The sequence below is a fragment of the Sphingobacterium faecium genome (assembly GCF_003054045.1).
Lineage (GTDB): Bacteria > Bacteroidota > Bacteroidia > Sphingobacteriales > Sphingobacteriaceae > Sphingobacterium > Sphingobacterium faecium.
In genome coordinates, this window is the sequence record NZ_QBKH01000001.1 from 72,664 (window position 1) to 88,759 (window position 16,096).

Annotated in this window: 16 protein-coding genes, 1 tRNA gene and 1 other RNA gene; 10 read left to right on the forward strand and 8 right to left on the reverse strand. The window is 33.4% G+C overall.

The features are described from left to right. Nucleotides 1–9 precede the first annotated feature (9 nt). The 3 genes from C8N37_RS00325 to C8N37_RS00335 form a co-directional block, all read right to left on the reverse strand. A complete protein-coding gene (locus C8N37_RS00325; protein ID WP_108157035.1) occupies nt 10–330 on the reverse strand; it encodes a GNAT family N-acetyltransferase in 321 nt (106 codons plus the stop codon). A 170-nt stretch (nt 331–500) separates the two neighbouring features. After that, complete coding sequence (locus C8N37_RS00330; protein WP_108157036.1) at nt 501–917, reverse strand: VOC family protein; 417 nt, start codon at nt 915–917, stop codon at nt 501–503. Nucleotides 918–1,044: 127 nt separating this feature from the next. Continuing rightward, nucleotides 1,045–2,436, reverse strand: a complete 1,392-nt coding sequence (locus C8N37_RS00335) for an arginine decarboxylase (RefSeq protein WP_045752429.1) — start codon at nt 2,434–2,436, stop codon at nt 1,045–1,047. A gap of 109 nt (nt 2,437–2,545) precedes the next feature. Between C8N37_RS00335 and argS the strand changes: the two genes are divergently transcribed. From argS to C8N37_RS00360, 5 genes are all read left to right on the forward strand, one after another. Then, nucleotides 2,546–4,330 carry an arginine--tRNA ligase gene (argS, locus tag C8N37_RS00340; protein WP_108157037.1) on the forward strand — a complete coding sequence of 595 codons (1,785 nt, stop codon included), beginning with the start codon at nt 2,546–2,548 and terminating at the stop codon, nt 4,328–4,330. A gap of 8 nt (nt 4,331–4,338) precedes the next feature. Further along, the gene (locus C8N37_RS00345) at nt 4,339–5,421 is read left to right on the forward strand and encodes an oxidoreductase (RefSeq protein ID WP_228115838.1); all 1,083 of its coding nucleotides are present in this window, start codon (nt 4,339–4,341) and stop codon (nt 5,419–5,421) included. Between the two features lie 9 nt (nt 5,422–5,430). After that, entirely contained in the window at nt 5,431–6,624 is a 1,194-nt protein-coding gene (locus C8N37_RS00350) for a BaiN/RdsA family NAD(P)/FAD-dependent oxidoreductase (protein ID WP_108157038.1), read from the forward strand. Nucleotides 6,625–6,691: 67 nt separating this feature from the next. Next, an RNA gene (gene rnpB / locus C8N37_RS00355) (RNase P RNA component class A) lies at nt 6,692–7,072 on the forward strand. A gap of 57 nt (nt 7,073–7,129) precedes the next feature. Further along, nucleotides 7,130–8,542, forward strand: coding sequence for a sigma-54-dependent transcriptional regulator (locus C8N37_RS00360; RefSeq protein WP_108157039.1), 1,413 nt, complete (start codon nt 7,130–7,132; stop codon nt 8,540–8,542). A 109-nt stretch (nt 8,543–8,651) separates the two neighbouring features. Here the strand turns inward: C8N37_RS00360 and C8N37_RS00365 are convergent, their stop codons facing one another. The 3 genes from C8N37_RS00365 to C8N37_RS00375 all read right to left on the reverse strand — a co-directional run bounded on the left by C8N37_RS00365 (nt 8,652) and on the right by C8N37_RS00375 (nt 10,923). Then, nucleotides 8,652–9,314, reverse strand: a complete 663-nt coding sequence (locus tag C8N37_RS00365) for an HAD family hydrolase (RefSeq protein WP_108157040.1) — start codon at nt 9,312–9,314, stop codon at nt 8,652–8,654. A 75-nt stretch (nt 9,315–9,389) separates the two neighbouring features. Then, a complete protein-coding gene (locus C8N37_RS23240) occupies nt 9,390–10,400 on the reverse strand; it encodes an acyltransferase family protein (RefSeq protein WP_108157041.1) in 1,011 nt (336 codons plus the stop codon). Between the two features lie 148 nt (nt 10,401–10,548). Continuing rightward, complete coding sequence (locus tag C8N37_RS00375; RefSeq protein ID WP_108157042.1) at nt 10,549–10,923, reverse strand: hypothetical protein; 375 nt, start codon at nt 10,921–10,923, stop codon at nt 10,549–10,551. Between the two features lie 472 nt (nt 10,924–11,395). On the opposite strand from C8N37_RS00375, the gene C8N37_RS00380 reads away from it, so the two are divergent. Beyond that, nucleotides 11,396–11,893 (forward strand): hypothetical protein, encoded by a 498-nt coding sequence (locus C8N37_RS00380; protein WP_108157043.1) that lies wholly within the window; start codon nt 11,396–11,398, stop codon nt 11,891–11,893. Between the two features lie 175 nt (nt 11,894–12,068). Continuing rightward, nucleotides 12,069–12,728, forward strand: coding sequence for a sterol desaturase family protein (locus C8N37_RS00385; protein ID WP_228116016.1), 660 nt, complete (start codon nt 12,069–12,071; stop codon nt 12,726–12,728). 179 nt (nt 12,729–12,907) lie between these two features. Here C8N37_RS00385 and C8N37_RS00390 read toward each other — a convergent pair. Further along, nucleotides 12,908–12,995 (reverse strand) — tRNA-Ser (locus tag C8N37_RS00390). A 123-nt stretch (nt 12,996–13,118) separates the two neighbouring features. After that, complete coding sequence (locus C8N37_RS00395; protein ID WP_108157044.1) at nt 13,119–14,003, reverse strand: bestrophin family protein; 885 nt, start codon at nt 14,001–14,003, stop codon at nt 13,119–13,121. Between the two features lie 68 nt (nt 14,004–14,071). Here C8N37_RS00395 and C8N37_RS00400 point away from each other — a divergent pair, with 68 nt between their 5' ends. The 3 genes from C8N37_RS00400 to trxA all read left to right on the forward strand — a co-directional run bounded on the left by C8N37_RS00400 (nt 14,072) and on the right by trxA (nt 16,091). Continuing rightward, nucleotides 14,072–14,926, forward strand: coding sequence for a glycoside hydrolase family 25 protein (locus tag C8N37_RS00400; RefSeq protein WP_108157045.1), 855 nt, complete (start codon nt 14,072–14,074; stop codon nt 14,924–14,926). Between the two features lie 131 nt (nt 14,927–15,057). Next, nucleotides 15,058–15,795 (forward strand): rhodanese-like domain-containing protein, encoded by a 738-nt coding sequence (locus C8N37_RS00405; RefSeq protein WP_108157046.1) that lies wholly within the window; start codon nt 15,058–15,060, stop codon nt 15,793–15,795. Next, nucleotides 15,795–16,091 carry a thioredoxin gene (gene trxA / locus C8N37_RS00410; protein WP_153197976.1) on the forward strand — a complete coding sequence of 99 codons (297 nt, stop codon included), beginning with the start codon at nt 15,795–15,797 and terminating at the stop codon, nt 16,089–16,091. The genes C8N37_RS00405 and trxA overlap by 1 nt, the downstream gene beginning before the upstream one ends. The last annotated feature ends 5 nt before the right edge of the window (nt 16,092–16,096 follow it).

Genomic DNA, 16,096 nt, shown 5'->3' on the forward strand with positions numbered 1-16,096 from the left:
GATTTATACCTACTTATCTTGTTCGAATCCCTCAAAACTAGAGTCGACAATTTCTTTCCATTCAGGATGCTTTTTTATATAGGCATATACTAAGGGACATAGAGGAAACAATGTATAATGATGGTCTTTTAGATATTGAAGTGTTTTTTCGATAATTGCAGTTGCGACTCCTTGGCCAGCTAGTTGTGGATCGGACTCCGTATGTATAAGCCAAATTTTGGTAGGTCTTTCTTTAAATGCAATAAAAGCTTGATACTCTCCTATATGAAGCTCGAAATGATTCACTTGATCATTTTTGGTTAAGGATAGATTGATAAATTCTTCTTTCATAGTATTGTTGTTTATTTATATAGCATAATAACAGTCGTATTGTTATTGTTTTACATGTCAAATAATTATTTTTCTATGGCTACAGTGTAAATTACATTGTATATAATGACGCTGCTGACGGATCGATTTTAAGTAGTCGCTTTTACGGGTCTGCTGTAAAATTATATTTCTTATGACGCCTCTTCTAATCCCTTAATATTAATCTTTTTCATCTTCACTAAAGCTTCCATTGCTTTTGGATTTGAAATGAGCACATGAATTTTTTTAGGAATGATTTGCCAAGAAAATCCAAATTTATCTTTTAACCATCCACACATATTTTCCTGACCTCCATTTGCGGTCAACATGTTCCAATGATGATCGATTTCTTGTTGATCTTCACATTCAACAACAAATGAGATCGCATCGGAAGGTTTATATGATGGACCTCCGTTAAGTCCCATAAATCGAGTGTTGTTAATTTCAAAAATAACGACCAAAGGATTGGATGAAATGATTTTTCCATCTTTAAAGACTGAACAGTAGAAGTTTGCTGCATCTTGGGCTTGACCATCAAACCATAAACAATTATAAATTGAATCTGTCATAACTATGGTTGCGTTAAATTATTATACACCTAAAAATACAAATTAATCATGAATAACAGATATTAAATAAAACAAAAAAGGTTAGAAATGAAAATTTCTAACCTTTTATTATGAGTCGACTACGCTCTTATTGGTAGCCCAATAATTTCATAACCTGTTTTGAATTTTGTTCCTCACCAAAAACTTCGTAATTGAACGTTTCGTCGCGGTTACGGCGAATCAGTACATGCTTTGGAGATGGTAATAAACAATGATGAATACCTCCATATCCACTTAGTACATCTTGGTAAGCTCCTGTGTGGAAAAAACCTAAATATTGTAACTTACGTGTCTTAGGCATAAATACAGAGCTGGTATGTGCTTCTTGATTATAGTAATCTTGACCATCACATGTAATACCTCCTAAATTTACACGTTCGTATTCTGAATCCCAATTGTTGATTGGAAGAAGAATGTATTTTTGATTTAATGCCCAAACATCTGGTAAGTTAGTGATGAATGAACCATCGATCATAAACCATTTTTCACGATCATTTTGTAGTTTTCGACCTAATACTTTGTATAAGATACCAGAAGCTTCTGCAACGGTATACTTTCCAAATTCAGTAATAATATCTGGTTCCATTACTTCATGCTGTGCACAGATCTGTTTGATCCTGTTTACAATTTCATTGACCATGTATTCATAGTCGAAATCATGAACTAAAGAATCTTTGAAAGGCATGCCTCCACCAATATCTAAAGTGTCTAAATCTGGGTTTACTTTCTTAAACTTACAGAATAGTGTCACATACTTTTCTAATTCATTCCAATAGTACGGTGTATCCGATATACCTGAATTGATAAAGAAATGTAACAACTTAACTTTGAAGTTAGGGTTGTTTGCGATTTTGTTATTATAGAATTCTATAACTTCCTCAATCCGAATACCTAATCTTGATGTATAGAACTGAGAGTCTGGTTGTTCCTCTGAAGCGATACGTATACCCAAGGCACATGGCTCTTCCAATTCAATTTCATCATCATAGAGATTGAATTCTTCTTTGTTATCTAAGACGGGAATAATGTTTTTATACCCATCGTGGATCATATCAATGATGTACTGTTTGTACTGATATGTTTTGAAGCCATTACAAATCACTGTAATGTCTTTTGTTACGGTACCTTGACGTTCTAAAGAGTCAATCATCGGCATATCAAATGCAGACGATGTTTCTAAGTGAATTTCATTCTTCAGTGCCTCTTCAACAATATGTTTGAAGTGGGAAGATTTAGTACAATAACAATATTTGTAGGACCCTCTGTAGTTGTGTTTCAAAATTGCGGTTTGAAACAAAATTTTCGCTTGTTGAATTTTTTTGCTGACGATTGGCAAATAAGTAAAACGCAACGGCGTACCGTACGTTTCTATCATTTCCATTAAATTCAAATCGTGGAAATACAATTCGTCGTCGATGATTTCGAATCCGTCTTGCGGAAAACCAACACTTAGGTCAAGAAATTCCTGATAGCTCTGCATTTTTTATTATTTTTGCAAAGATATACTTTCAATATGAATACAAGAACAGGGAAGGTGAATTATTTTTGTATTCTATATCAGGGAGTTGCATATTTTACATAATCATTACATGGCGAATTCTATTCAAAACAGACTTATTGAAGTCACTGTTCAAGCTGTAAAACAGCTTTATAATGCAGATATTTCTGAAAATCAAATTGCTTTGCAAGAGACACGCAAAGAGTTTGAAGGACAAATTACAATTGTAACTTTTCCTATTACCCGATTTTCTAAGAAATCTCCTGAGCATACTGGTACGGAGATAGGTGAATATTTGAAAGGTCAGATTACAGCTATCACAGATTTCAATGTCATTAAAGGATTCTTGAATATTTGTCTTTCGGACGCTTATTGGATTTCTCTTTTAAATGAAACGATCGCGAAAAGTGATTTTGGCGTATTTCCAGCAAATGGTAAAAAGTTAATGGTCGAGTACTCTTCTCCAAATACCAATAAACCGCTTCACTTAGGACATATTCGTAACAATCTGTTAGGGTATTCTGTCGCTGAACTTTTAAAAGCGTATGGTTATGAGGTGATCAAAGCGAATTTGGTGAATGATCGTGGTATTCATATTTGTAAATCGATGCTTGCATGGCAAAAATTTGGAAATGGAGAAACCCCTGAGTCAACTGGGATGAAAGGTGACCATTTGGTAGGTAAATACTATGTTGTTTTTGATAAAGAATATAAAAAAGAAATTGAAGCCCTTAAAGCTGAAGGACAATCGGAAGATGACGCCAAGAAGAATGCACCATTGATAAAAGAAGCGCAAGCGATGTTGCAGCAGTGGGAAGCAGGAAATGAGGTTGTGATCGAACTTTGGAAAACGATGAACAGCTGGGTATATGCAGGTTTTGAAAAAACGTATAAGCAGTTAGGTGTTAATTTTGATAAGTATTATTATGAGTCAAATACCTACTTGCTAGGAAAAGATATTATTCAAGAAGGATTAGATAGTGGTGTTTTCTTCCAGAAAGATGACCATTCTGTTTGGATTGACTTAACAGAAGAGGGATTAGATGAAAAGCTCGTATTGCGTGGAGATGGAACTTCAGTCTATATTACACAGGACTTAGGTACGGCTCAATTGAAATATGATGAATTCAATATGAATGATTCTATTTACGTCGTAGGGAATGAACAAGATTATCATTTTAAGGTATTGTTCTTAATATTGAAAAAACTGGGTAAGCCGTGGGCTAATGGGTTATTTCATTTGTCTTACGGCATGGTTGATTTACCTTCTGGTAAAATGAAATCTCGTGAGGGTACAGTTGTTGATGCTGATGATCTCATGAGTGAGATGATTGAAACAGCGAAAGAACGTACAGAGGAACTGGGTAAAACGGAAGGTCTGTCTGAAGAAAATAAGAATGCGCTTTATAACACCATCGGTATGGGAGCTTTGAAATATTTCTTATTAAAGGTTGATCCTAAGAAACGATTATTATTTGATCCAAAAGAGTCTGTTGATTTTCAGGGAAATACGGGGCCGTTTATTCAATACACGTATGCTCGTATCAAATCCGTGCTTTCAAAGGCAAACTTTGATGAGTTGTCAGCAGTTTCAGTTCCTGCATCTATATCGGCATATGAACGTGACTTGATCATGAGTTTAGGAAATTTTCCGAGTATCATAGCGATCTCTGCTCAAGAATTTAGTCCTGCTCAAATGTCCAACTACATATATGATGTTGCGAAATTGTATAATAAATTTTATCATGAGGAGACGATTTTGAAAGCTGAAATTGAAGAGGTCAAAAACTTCCGTCTACATCTTTCAGCATCTGCTGCAAAAATTATTGCTAAAGGAATGAATTTATTAGGGATTGAAGTTCCTGAACGTATGTAATTTAAAAGATGATGACTCAGAAAATTCGTGTAGGTTTAGTTGGTTTTGGTATTTCAGGACAAGTGTTTCATGCTCCTGTTATGCGATCCATTCCTGAACTTGAATTAGTGAAAATAACTGCTCGTAAAGCAGAACAAAAAGTAATCGTAAGTGAAAAGTATCCTACAGCACTAGCTGTAGATCACATTGATGACATCATAAATGATGAATCCATTGATTTAGTAGTAATCGCGACTTCAAACGATATGCACTATCCTTTTGCTAAGCAAGCCTTGTTAGCAGGGAAACATGTTGTGGTAGAAAAACCATTCGCGAATACTTCTGAACAAGCAGATGAGTTGATTGCTTTAGCTAAAGAAAAAGGTAAAATTATATCCGTATATCATAATTTAAGGTTCAATTCTGATTTTAGAACTATTCGCGAAGTGATCAAGGATGAGCGTTTAGGTCAAATCAAAAATTTTGAAGTCCGTTATGATCGTTTTCGTAATCATCTGAGACCTGGCGCTTGGAGAGAGGAGAATTTACCGGGATCTGGTATTTTTTATGATCTTGGAGCTCATTTAATTGACCAAACTTTACAGCTTTTTGGTAAGCCTGATGCTGTATTTGCTGATTTAACGATTCAAAGACCTGGAGCCAAAGCTATTGATAATTTCGAATTGCTACTTTATTATCCGGAAATGCGCGTTTCATTAAAAGGGGGAATGCTGGCAAAAGAACCTACTCCACGCTATACAATCTTTGCTTTGAATGGAAATTTTCTAAAAAATGGGGTAGATCCACAAGAAGATTTATTACGAGCTGGTGCGTTTCCAGATGAGGATCCAAATTGGGGTAAAGAAGATCCATCAATTTATGGTAAGTTAAATTTACTTTGGAATGGAACAGATCTGGAAGAGATTGTTCCATCAAAATTGGGTAGTTATCCTGACTATTATCAAAATGTGGCAGATGCTATTTTGGGTAAAGCTCCACTGATAGTGACTGCAGATCAAGGACGAGATGTGATTAGGATCATTGAGTTGGGCATTCAGAGTCAGGAACAGCGTCGTGTCGTATCATTAGATAATCAATTAATCGCCTATTAAAATAATAATATGAAGCAGTATGATGCCATTATAGTGGGAGGGGGAGCGTGTGGGCTTATGTGTGCTGCTCAGGCCGGATTGTTGGGTAAAAGTACTTTGATAATTGAACGGAATGATAAAGTAGGGGCCAAGATTTTGATTTCTGGAGGAGGCCGGTGTAATTATACGAATTTAGGTACTGGTATCGAAAACTTTGTCTCTCAAAATCCACAATTTTTGAAATCAACTTTTAGCCAGTGGACCGTACAGGATACCTTAGATTTTTTTGAGGCGCATGGGATTTTTGGCGAAGAAAAAACATTAGGACAATTATTTCCTTCCACCAATAAAGCGAAGGACGTAGTAGCTGTATTTACTAAAATTTTGTTTCAAACAGATCAAGATCTGAGATTAAATACTGTTGTTAAATCGATTGAAAAAGATGCCGAGGGTTTTCTATTAACAATAGAAACCGATGGACGTGAACAGTTAATAAAGGCTAAAAAAGTGGTTATGGCTAGTGGAGGCTTACCTGTTGCTAAGTTAGGGGCATCTGATTTTGCTATTCGCACTGCAAAAAAATTCGAACTGGCGATTGTTCCTACAGCACCAGCCTTAGTCCCATTAACTATTACGGGAAAGGAAGCGGAATGGTATGCTTCTTTGTCGGGGAATTCCATTTTTTCTAGGGTTTATAATAATAAAATCAGTTTTGAAGAAAATATTCTATTTACACATTGGGGTTTAAGTGGACCTGCTATTTTACAAATTTCTTCATACTGGCAGGCTGGCGAAGAACTTTTTATTGATTTGCTACCTCAGTTTAGATTGGATAAAATAATAAAGGAGGAACGTAATCAAGGTGGAAAACGACTGGTCTCAAACATCCTAAATGATTATTTTACCAAAAGAATGGTAGAGGCTTTGGGTAAATTTCTGCCATTAGATACTAAAATAGCTTCTTTAAGCAAAGTAGATGCAAATTTAATCATAGATACGATTCATAAATTTAAAGTTAAACCAGCAGGCGATAAGGGGTATGATAAAGCTGAGGTGATGCGTGGGGGTGTTTCGACAGCAGAGCTGAACGCTAAAACTTTGGAAAGTAAAAACGTAAGTGGATTGTTTTTTGGAGGTGAGGCTGTAGACATTACGGGTTGGTTAGGAGGGTACAATTTTCAATGGGCTTGGGCTTCTGGTTATGCAATTGCACAGGCGATATGATACAAAATTTCATTCTTTTCTTTTTTTAAGCTGATATTTATCAATCTAAATCCTACCTTTGCAGAAGAAGCAAACTGGTTCTATCGCTGCTCCCTAAAGGAGGAGAGGAAAGTCCGGGCAACGCAGAGCAACACGCTTCCTAACGGGAAGGATGCTATTGATTTAGTAGACAGAAAGTGCCACAGAAAATATACCGCTTTTCGGAGTAAGGGTGAAAATGTGAGGTAAGAGCTCACAGTCTTGTATGGCGACATGCATTACGGTAAACCTCGTGTGTTGAAAGACCAAATAGGTTGCGAAATTCGAAGGCTGCTCGTCTTCTTTTAGCTTCGGCTAAGATTCGTAATGGGTAGGTTGATGGAGCTAGTTAGTGATGACTAGCCTAGATAAATGGTAGAAACTCCGATTTTTCGGTTTACAGAACCCGGCTTATAAGGTTTGCTTCTTTTTTACTATATTACCAATAATTTAAATAATCTTTAAAGAGGAGTAATAAAACTTATTTATGAGTACCATATTAATTATTGATGACGAAAGGGCAATCAGAAATTCATTAAGAGATATCTTAGAATATGAAGATTACAATATACTGGATGTAGATAACGGTAGTGAAGGCTTAGAAATCATTAAAAAGGAAAAAATTGATCTTGTTCTTTGCGATATTAAGATGAATAAGATGGATGGTATGGAAGTTTTGGCAACAGCTCAAAAAATAAATCCAGATCTTCCTTTTATCATGATATCGGGTCATGGTACTATAGAAACAGCTGTAGAAGCTGCTAAAAAAGGCGCATTTGATTTTCTGGAAAAACCATTGGATTTGAATCGTTTATTGATTACGGTTAGGAATGGTCTAGAAAAAGTCTCTTTAGTAACGGAAACAAAAGTTTTAAAGAAAAAAGTTACAAGTTATAAAACCAAAGAAATTCTTGGTAAATCCGAGGCTATTGGTCGTATTAAAGAAACGATTGACCGTGTCGCACCTACCGAAGCTCGCGTGCTTATCACTGGTGCCAATGGTGCTGGTAAAGAGTTAGTTGCAAGATGGATTCACGAAAAATCTAATCGTGCTGAGGGTCCTTTAATTGAAGTCAATTGTGCTGCAATTCCTTCTGAGTTGATTGAATCTGAGTTATTTGGACATGAGAAAGGATCATTTACTTCTGCGATTAAACAGCGTCTTGGTAAATTTGAATTAGCTACTAATGGTACACTTTTTTTAGATGAAATTGGTGATATGAGTCTTTCTGCTCAAGCTAAAGTACTACGTGCTTTGCAAGAGCATAAGATCACAAGAGTAGGTGGTGATAAAGAAATTGATGTTAATGTTCGCGTTGTAGCAGCAACGAATAAAAATTTATTTAAGGAGATCGATGCAGGAAATTTTAGAATGGATTTGTATCACCGTCTTTCTGTAATTTTGATTCATGTGCCTTCATTAACAGAGCGTGTTGATGACATACCTTTGTTGTCTAAGAATTTTTGTGAAGAGATCTGTAATGAATATGGAGTTCCAGTAAAGGAAATTACTCCTGCGGCATTAAAAGAATTGTGTAATCTCCCTTGGACAGGAAATATCCGTGAATTGCGCAATATGATTGAACGCTTGATTATTTTAAGTGATAAATCAATTACTGATAGAGATGTCATTGCATTTGCCAACCCTTCCAATACAGTAAATGCAATCTCCAACACTCACCCGAATCATGAAGCTGATCCATCTAACCAAAATGGTAGTAAAGTAGATCTTGATAATTTTGCTTCTTTTCAAGATTTTAAGGATTTTGCGGAGAAAGAGTTTATCAAGTACAAATTGGAGAAAAATACTTGGAATGTTTCCAAAACAGCTGATGATTTGGATATTCAACGAAGTCATTTATATAGTAAGATTGAAAAATTTGGTCTAAAAAGAGATTAATTATTGGATTGAGAGAGGATATTGGGAAAGATCCAATCATCAATAAAAAAGAGTAGCAAACTTGTTTGCTACTCTTTTTTATTGATTTAAAATTTCTTATTAAGCCCTATTAAACCTTTTCTAATAACCTTAATATTTTATTGGCAGATATTTCTGTATAATCATTGATATATTCGTGGCATGTTGGTAACTGTTCTTTAGTATGTGAAGATAGCACAGCAACGACAGTCATACCGGCATTGAGTCCTGCTGTAATTCCTGAAAAGGAATCTTCAAATACAACACAATTTTTAGGGGCTATTGCTAAATTGTAGGCCGATTTTAAATATACTTCAGGGTCTGGTTTATGTGCACTAACATCTTCACTGCATAAAATAGAACCCATTTTAGTACGAATATCTAGTGCATCTAAAATTAAATCCATATTTTCCTTTGGTGCTGAAGTTGCGACTCCAGTTTTAAAATGATTACTTTTTAAATCTGCTAAGAAATCTATATAACCTGCTATTGGGGAGATTTCATCTTTGTAGATATCTCTAAAAAGTGCCTCTTTTTCAAATTCTAAAAGTTTTAATTCATCAGCAGATATGGGTCTCTTGAAAAAATGTTGCATGATATAACTATTATGCTTACCATACATGTGTTCCTCAAATTCCTCTTCACTACTTTCAATATTGTATTTTTTGAAAAAAGCATCAAAAGCTTTAGCATGATAAGGATTGGTGTGACATATAACTCCATCCATATCGAAAATCACGGCATAATTATTCATAGTGCTAAGGTACATTTTTGGTCTTAAAATAATTCCCTATAAATATGAATCTTTTGTCATCTCTAAATGAAAAAACTAAGAACAAAAGATAATTCGTAGTTGTTGTGCCATTTTTTCTGAGATTTGAAAATAAGTGATTGTATTTTCAATGATCTTTTGTTGTAAATAAGTTAAGAACATAGAAAGACAGACTATGAGAAACCAATTTAAATACCAGTATTCAAAATTGAATAGAAATAGAAATAGGATATGCCATAAGTAGATCCAAATTGTAGAGGATCCTATAAAGTTTAAAATTGGAGCTTTTATGTTTCTGAGATAGGGTTTTACCCAAAAGATAATAGAAAACATACTGATCGCATAAAAAATATAAAATGATCTAGGTGGATATTTAAGTGCTCCAATATCAAATGGTTTATCTAAGTAAAGTATAGTATATGCCAATCCTCCAATAGTTATTAGCATCGAGGTAATAAATATGATGTTTTTAGTCTTTAAAGAATAATTTTTGTATTGTGCTCCTAGCATAAAAAAAATAAGAAACCCCAAGCTATAAGATCCAAACTGATCTATATATCTTTGTACAGTCGGCTCAAAGAGATTTTTTGAATAGTGAATAATTATTTCATAGATAACATAATATAGTAATAGCTGCCATTTATTTTTTATAAAATTGCTACATAATGGTCCTAAAATAGCGATCATTAAAAAAATACGAATTATCCAAACATATCCAAACCCATCCATTAGCATATAACTTGATAAAATGATGTTTGGATATTGTGTGTAGTCAATCTTGAATAGAAAGGGGAAGAAATGTTGAATACTATAAAATAGGCTTAGAAATGCCCAAACAGGTAGTACGAGGCGCACAAAGCGTTTCCATAGATAAGAAGTAATGTCACGAATAGATTTAAAGGTTTGATTTTTACCGCCAAATAAATAACCAGAGATAAATACCATTAAGGGTACATCGAAATTTCGGACTTGGAATAGGATGAAGGGAGGGTTGACATGTGCTAATATAATGCAAAGTAATCCTAAGCTCCGTATAATATCAATTGATCTGTCCCTCTCAACCATCATTTTTTATTTACGAAGGTAGTGAATCTATCAAATTTTATGAGTAAAGGTTACCATAATTCCAGAGGATAATTAATCCTAATCATATAGCATCAGTAAACTCTCTAAATGAAAGCTGATATTAGTTTAATATTTAATAAAGAAATGTAGTTTATTCGGGTTGTTTTAGTAATTCTTGAATTGTTGCCGTAATTGTTAAAGCATCTTCTTCATCTTCTAAAAGTGAAAAAGCAATGTAAGTTGCATAAATCTCAATACTTAATTTCTCATGTTTATCCGCAATAAATTCGTCAATCTGATGCTCGGTACAGTCAAAACCAATTTGCTGTAATTCATTAAAAAGATTTGTTGAAATAGTTTCATGGTCTTCACCACAGGCAAAAGCCACCAATATATGAAATAAAAATTTGTCAATAATTTCACTATCAGTTTGTTTGAATAGGGATAGGATATGGTTATAATCAAACTTTGTTTTCGCACTATTGACAATACTATCCCAAATTTCATATTCTAAAGACGGTTGCATAGTTCAGTTGTTAATTAATTATAATCGGTAACTTAAATATAGTCAAAAACAATTGATAATAAAAAATTCTTTATATTTTTTTAAATTCTACAACGAGTTGTATGAATTTTAATAGGCTATTTTAACAGGTACATTATGAACTAAGTCGGATTGACAATCATTGCTCAAAGTGCATATCAGATTAGTGTAAAAACTATCTTTAAGCTAAATTACCATAAAACACTTTTTTAATATGAAGATATTAACTCTGGTTTATGAAAAAACATCATTAACTTTTTAATGAGTAATTCTGAATGCATCTTGATTTGATAAGTTTTATTTATAGTTTATTAATTATATATCACAATTTATTGGGCGTGGTATGATAATTGAATATGTAACTGAGGTTATTTTTGAAAATTAAAGGCTTTTATTAGCTTTAATATACCAAGGATATAGACTGATTCATTTTATTTATTTAAACTTTTTAATTATGGCGATTAGGTTTCTATTATTTTTTTTAATGATCTCATCACAGATTTCAGCTCAAGAACTGAATCTCCTTAAAATTAGGAAGGAATATTCTTCGGCAGTAAAGAATGAAGATCTCTGTGAAAATAATTTGAATTTATTACGATCTAAAGCTAAAGCTACAACAGAAAAAGGTTATTTAGCTGTGTATGAAATGGTTTATGCAAAACATATGGGTAATCCGTTTAAAAAACTTGGTCAATTCAATAAGGGTAAAAATTTATTAGAGAGTTTAATTGTGCAAGAACCTAATAATGTTGAACTTCGTTTTATTAGATGGAGTGTTCAGACACATGCCCCATCTATATTAAATTATAGTGCAGATATAAAAGAAGATAAGAAATTTATGATTGATCATCTTTATAGTATGCAAAATCCTGATGTTAAGGAAATAATATATAAATATATAAAAGGAGCAAATGCTTTTAGTGAGGTAGAATTGAAAGAGTTAGTGAAATAATCCCCATTTGAGTAAGACCTATTCTACGCAATATTTGATAAATCAGAGATTTAACTTTTAAATTGCAAAAGTCAGTAATTTGACTTTAGCTTGATGAATGGAAGGTCAAATGTTTTTTTTAATTATTATTTTTGCAGAAGTTAATCTGTAGCAATTTTATTATTAATTTGATGGTATGGCAAAGCGTAATTTTGTTTCAAATTCCACTGAATCTTCAAGGATGTTCAAAAATGATTTTTTAGAATCACTTACAAAGGTTCATTGGAGTGTTCCTATAATATTTTATTTACCCATAATAGGTTATTTTTCATGGAAGGCCCTAGTTCCTGGCGAGCTTGGTATTTTTAGTTATATTCAATATTTTGTCTTTGGACTTGCTTTCTGGACTTTATTTGAATATGCGTTGCATCGTTGGATTTTTCATTATCATCCAACTACGAAATGGGGTAAGAGAATCGCATTTATATTTCATGGAGTTCATCATGACTATCCAAAAGATAGGTTAAGATTGGTAATGCCTTTATCTGCAAGTATTCCATTAGCAGCATTGGTTTATTATTTATTTACATTCTTCTTCAGTTCGGATATTATATTAGCTGCATTTTTTTCAGGGTTTATGATTGGATATTTAATATACGATGAATGTCATTATGCGATGCACCATGCTAATTTTAAAAGTGGAATTTTTAAACGTATAAAACAACATCATATGTTACATCACTATTCTGATCCTGAACATGGATTTGGAGTGAGTTCGTCGTTATGGGATGAAATAATGCGTTCTGGCTTTCCAAAAGAAGGAGATAAGTCTGAAAAAGTTAATGTCGATAAATAATCTGTATGGTATAAATATTACTTAGAATATAAAAGGCCTGCCTCCTAGCAGGTCTTTTTATTTAAGATCAAATTCATTTTATGAATCTGATCTTCTATGGTATATGAGATCTAATTGAAATGGCTCCCAAAAGTCTATAAGCAACAAAAGCCCAAATTGCTTTGGGCTTTATTTTTTTTTGGCGGAGAGCGAGGGATTCGAACCCCCGGACCTATGACAGTCAACAGTTTTCAAGACTGCCGCATTCGACCACTCTGCCAGCTCTCCGACACAAAAGTAGAAAAATTCATTTAGTCACCAAAACTTATTTTTTAGTTGATTGAAAATGAGGGAGATTAATTTTTATTGCTTTTTTTAACCTTAAAAAAAGCAATAAAATAGCTTTAAACGCTATGGATGTAAGATTTCAGAACAATGTTTTTTGATATTACTTGCTATTTTATCAATGGGAAGATCATCTGTGTCTGTTCCAAAGGGTTCCTCTATTGATTCTCCAATTAGCTCTAATGAAGTGAGTACATAAAAGATAAAAGGTACTGCTGCGATAACAAAATAACCGATCGAAAAAACATATCCCATCGGGAGTGTTGCGGTATAGATTATGATAAACTTTTTTATAAATGCATTATATGATAAAGGGATTGGGGTATTTTTAATACGTTCGCATGCACCACAGACATTTGTGAAAGATTGTAGTTCATCATTGATAATGATAAACTGATCTCCAGTTATTTTTCCTTCTTTATATAGTGAATTGGTATTTTTAAAAATTAAAGATGCCACTTGGTTAGGTCCGTGCTTTTGATCATCTAAATTTTTTAATTCAGGATGCAAAACCTCATCTAACATGAATTTGGTATAATCTGAATGAAGAAAGGTGTAAAGAGTTTCGGCATATAATGGAATTGCCTTTCTGTAAAAGCTCCGGTTTACTTTATCATCATTCTCTAAAAAAGCATTCATTTTATACGCTAAACTTCTACTGATATTGGTTAAAGTTCCCCATTGCTTTCTTGCTTCCCACCAACGATCATAAGCTGTGTTTGTTCGAAAAACAAGTAATAAAGAGAGTACAAATCCAAGTAAGCTATGTACGATGGTGATATTTTTAATCCAACTTTTTTCAGCTAGTTTAAGATATTCAAGTTCAAGGTATGCAATCCCCCAAGAGTACAGTGCAGCTAAAATTAGATAGGGAAATAATTTACGAAAGGTATCCGTTTTATGAAGTTTGATAGTTGAAGTTAGCCAATCTTTCGGGTTGTAAACGATCATAGACAAAAATACAAAATGTTTATTTTAATTTTGATACTTTGTAAAAGATAGATTAAATTCATTTCCAAATGAAGAAAAAGAAAGTGCAGCTCAGTAAGGCGTATCATGTAGCTAACGTTAAAAGTAAAAAATGGAATTATATAGCATTAGGTGGTACACTTCTTTTACTTCTGCTTTTAGCGATTGCATGGCATTATCGTGCAGGTATTAAATACTATGTTGGCACTTGGGGGATAGGTCGTGGAGTGGCAAGTAAAGAAGCTAAGTATGATATCCGAAATGTAGAGATCATGTCGAGCCATTCAGATAAAATTTTTGGTATTGATATTTCGCAATATCAAGGTGATATTAACTGGAATGAAGTAAATACGATCAATGATCAATTTCCCATCGATTTTGTCTTTATAAGGGCAACTATGGGCGAGCGCAATGTGGACGATAGGTTTGAAGATAATTGGGATGCTATTGCTAAAAGGGCAAATTTAAGAGGAGCTTATCATTATTTCCGACCTAATGAGAATTCCGTTAAGCAAGCTAAGAATTTTATTAAAGCAGTTAGGCTTGAGCCAGGAGATTTGCCACCTGTCTTAGATATTGAGGAGATGCCTAAGCATCAACCCATGGATAGTTTGAAAGTAGGATTAAAGCGATGGTTGGATGAAGTCGAATCACATTATAAGGTTAGACCAATTTTATATTCAGGAGATAAATATTTTACAGATTTTTTGCAACGAGAATTTAGCGATTATGTATTGTGGATTGCAAATTATAATTTTTGGGTTGAAGATTTAAAAGATCATTGGGATTTTTGGCAATTTTCAGAAAAAGGAACGGTAAGAGGGATTAAAGGAAATGTAGATTTAAATATCTTTAACGGAAATATTGAGGAATTAGAAAGATTGTCCATTCCTTTTAAAAATTAATATACAAAACAGTCATGAATGTGTAGATGATCATTGTAATGAATGAACATAATCCCTTTAAAAAAAATAAATCGATTTTCTGGGGATTGGGATATCCGGATCGCAAACTATAATCATAGTAATCAATCATAATGAAAAATATAGAAAAAAAAATAGCAATCTCAGTTATACTCCTTACGTTCGTTACCTTTCTAAGTTTTGGAAAGGCTTTTGCGACAATGAATAAGTCTTTTTCCTACAGTGTCAATCAAGATAGCATCCGTCCTTTACCCTTAAATCTGACTCAATTTATGGCTTTAGAAGCTACTGGAGCGGTTATATTGGATGCTAGATCTTCTGAGGAATTCAAAGCGGGATATATCCCTAAATCTATTCATATCGGATGGAAAGGTCTATTTAAAATTTGGGTTCAAAAAATATTCACCGACAAACATCAGCCTATAATATACCTTGCTGACCATTCATCTATTAAACTTGTGTTTGAAATGCTCACTGAACTTGGTTATACACAAGTACTGGGTTATCTCCATGATGGAGTAGATAGTTATAAGAAACAGTATTTGTTAAATACTATTAATGAGGTTGATGCATCAACTTATTTAGATTTATCAACAAAAGGTCAAATAATTGATGTTAGATCGGAAAAAGATTTTGCAGAAGGTCATATTGACAATGCGATGAATTTTCCACTTAAAGATTTAGTTAACTTTAACATTAATTTACCAGAGCATATCAATTATTATGTACAATGTCTTTCTGGATATCGCAGTATGATCGCTATATCTATTTTAAAAGCAAAAGGAATTGAAAATGTAATTAATATAAAAGGTGGTTATCAAGCATTGAAAAAAATAAAGGAGGAAAAATAATGGCTACATTCGATGAGATTATAAAATCAAATAACGTTGTATTAGTGGATTTTTTTGCAACTTGGTGTGGACCATGTCAAACGATGGCCCCAATATTACAAGATGTAAAAGAATTTTATGATGAAAGTTTGTCAATTATTAAAATTGATGTGGACAAAAATCCTAAGATAGCGGCAATTTACAAGGTAAGTGGTGTACCTACATTTGTTCTGTTTAAAAATGGTACGCAAGTATGGAGGCAAAGTGGAATGATCACAAAAGCTGACCTCCATAAGCTTATTGATTCGCACAAATAGAAAAA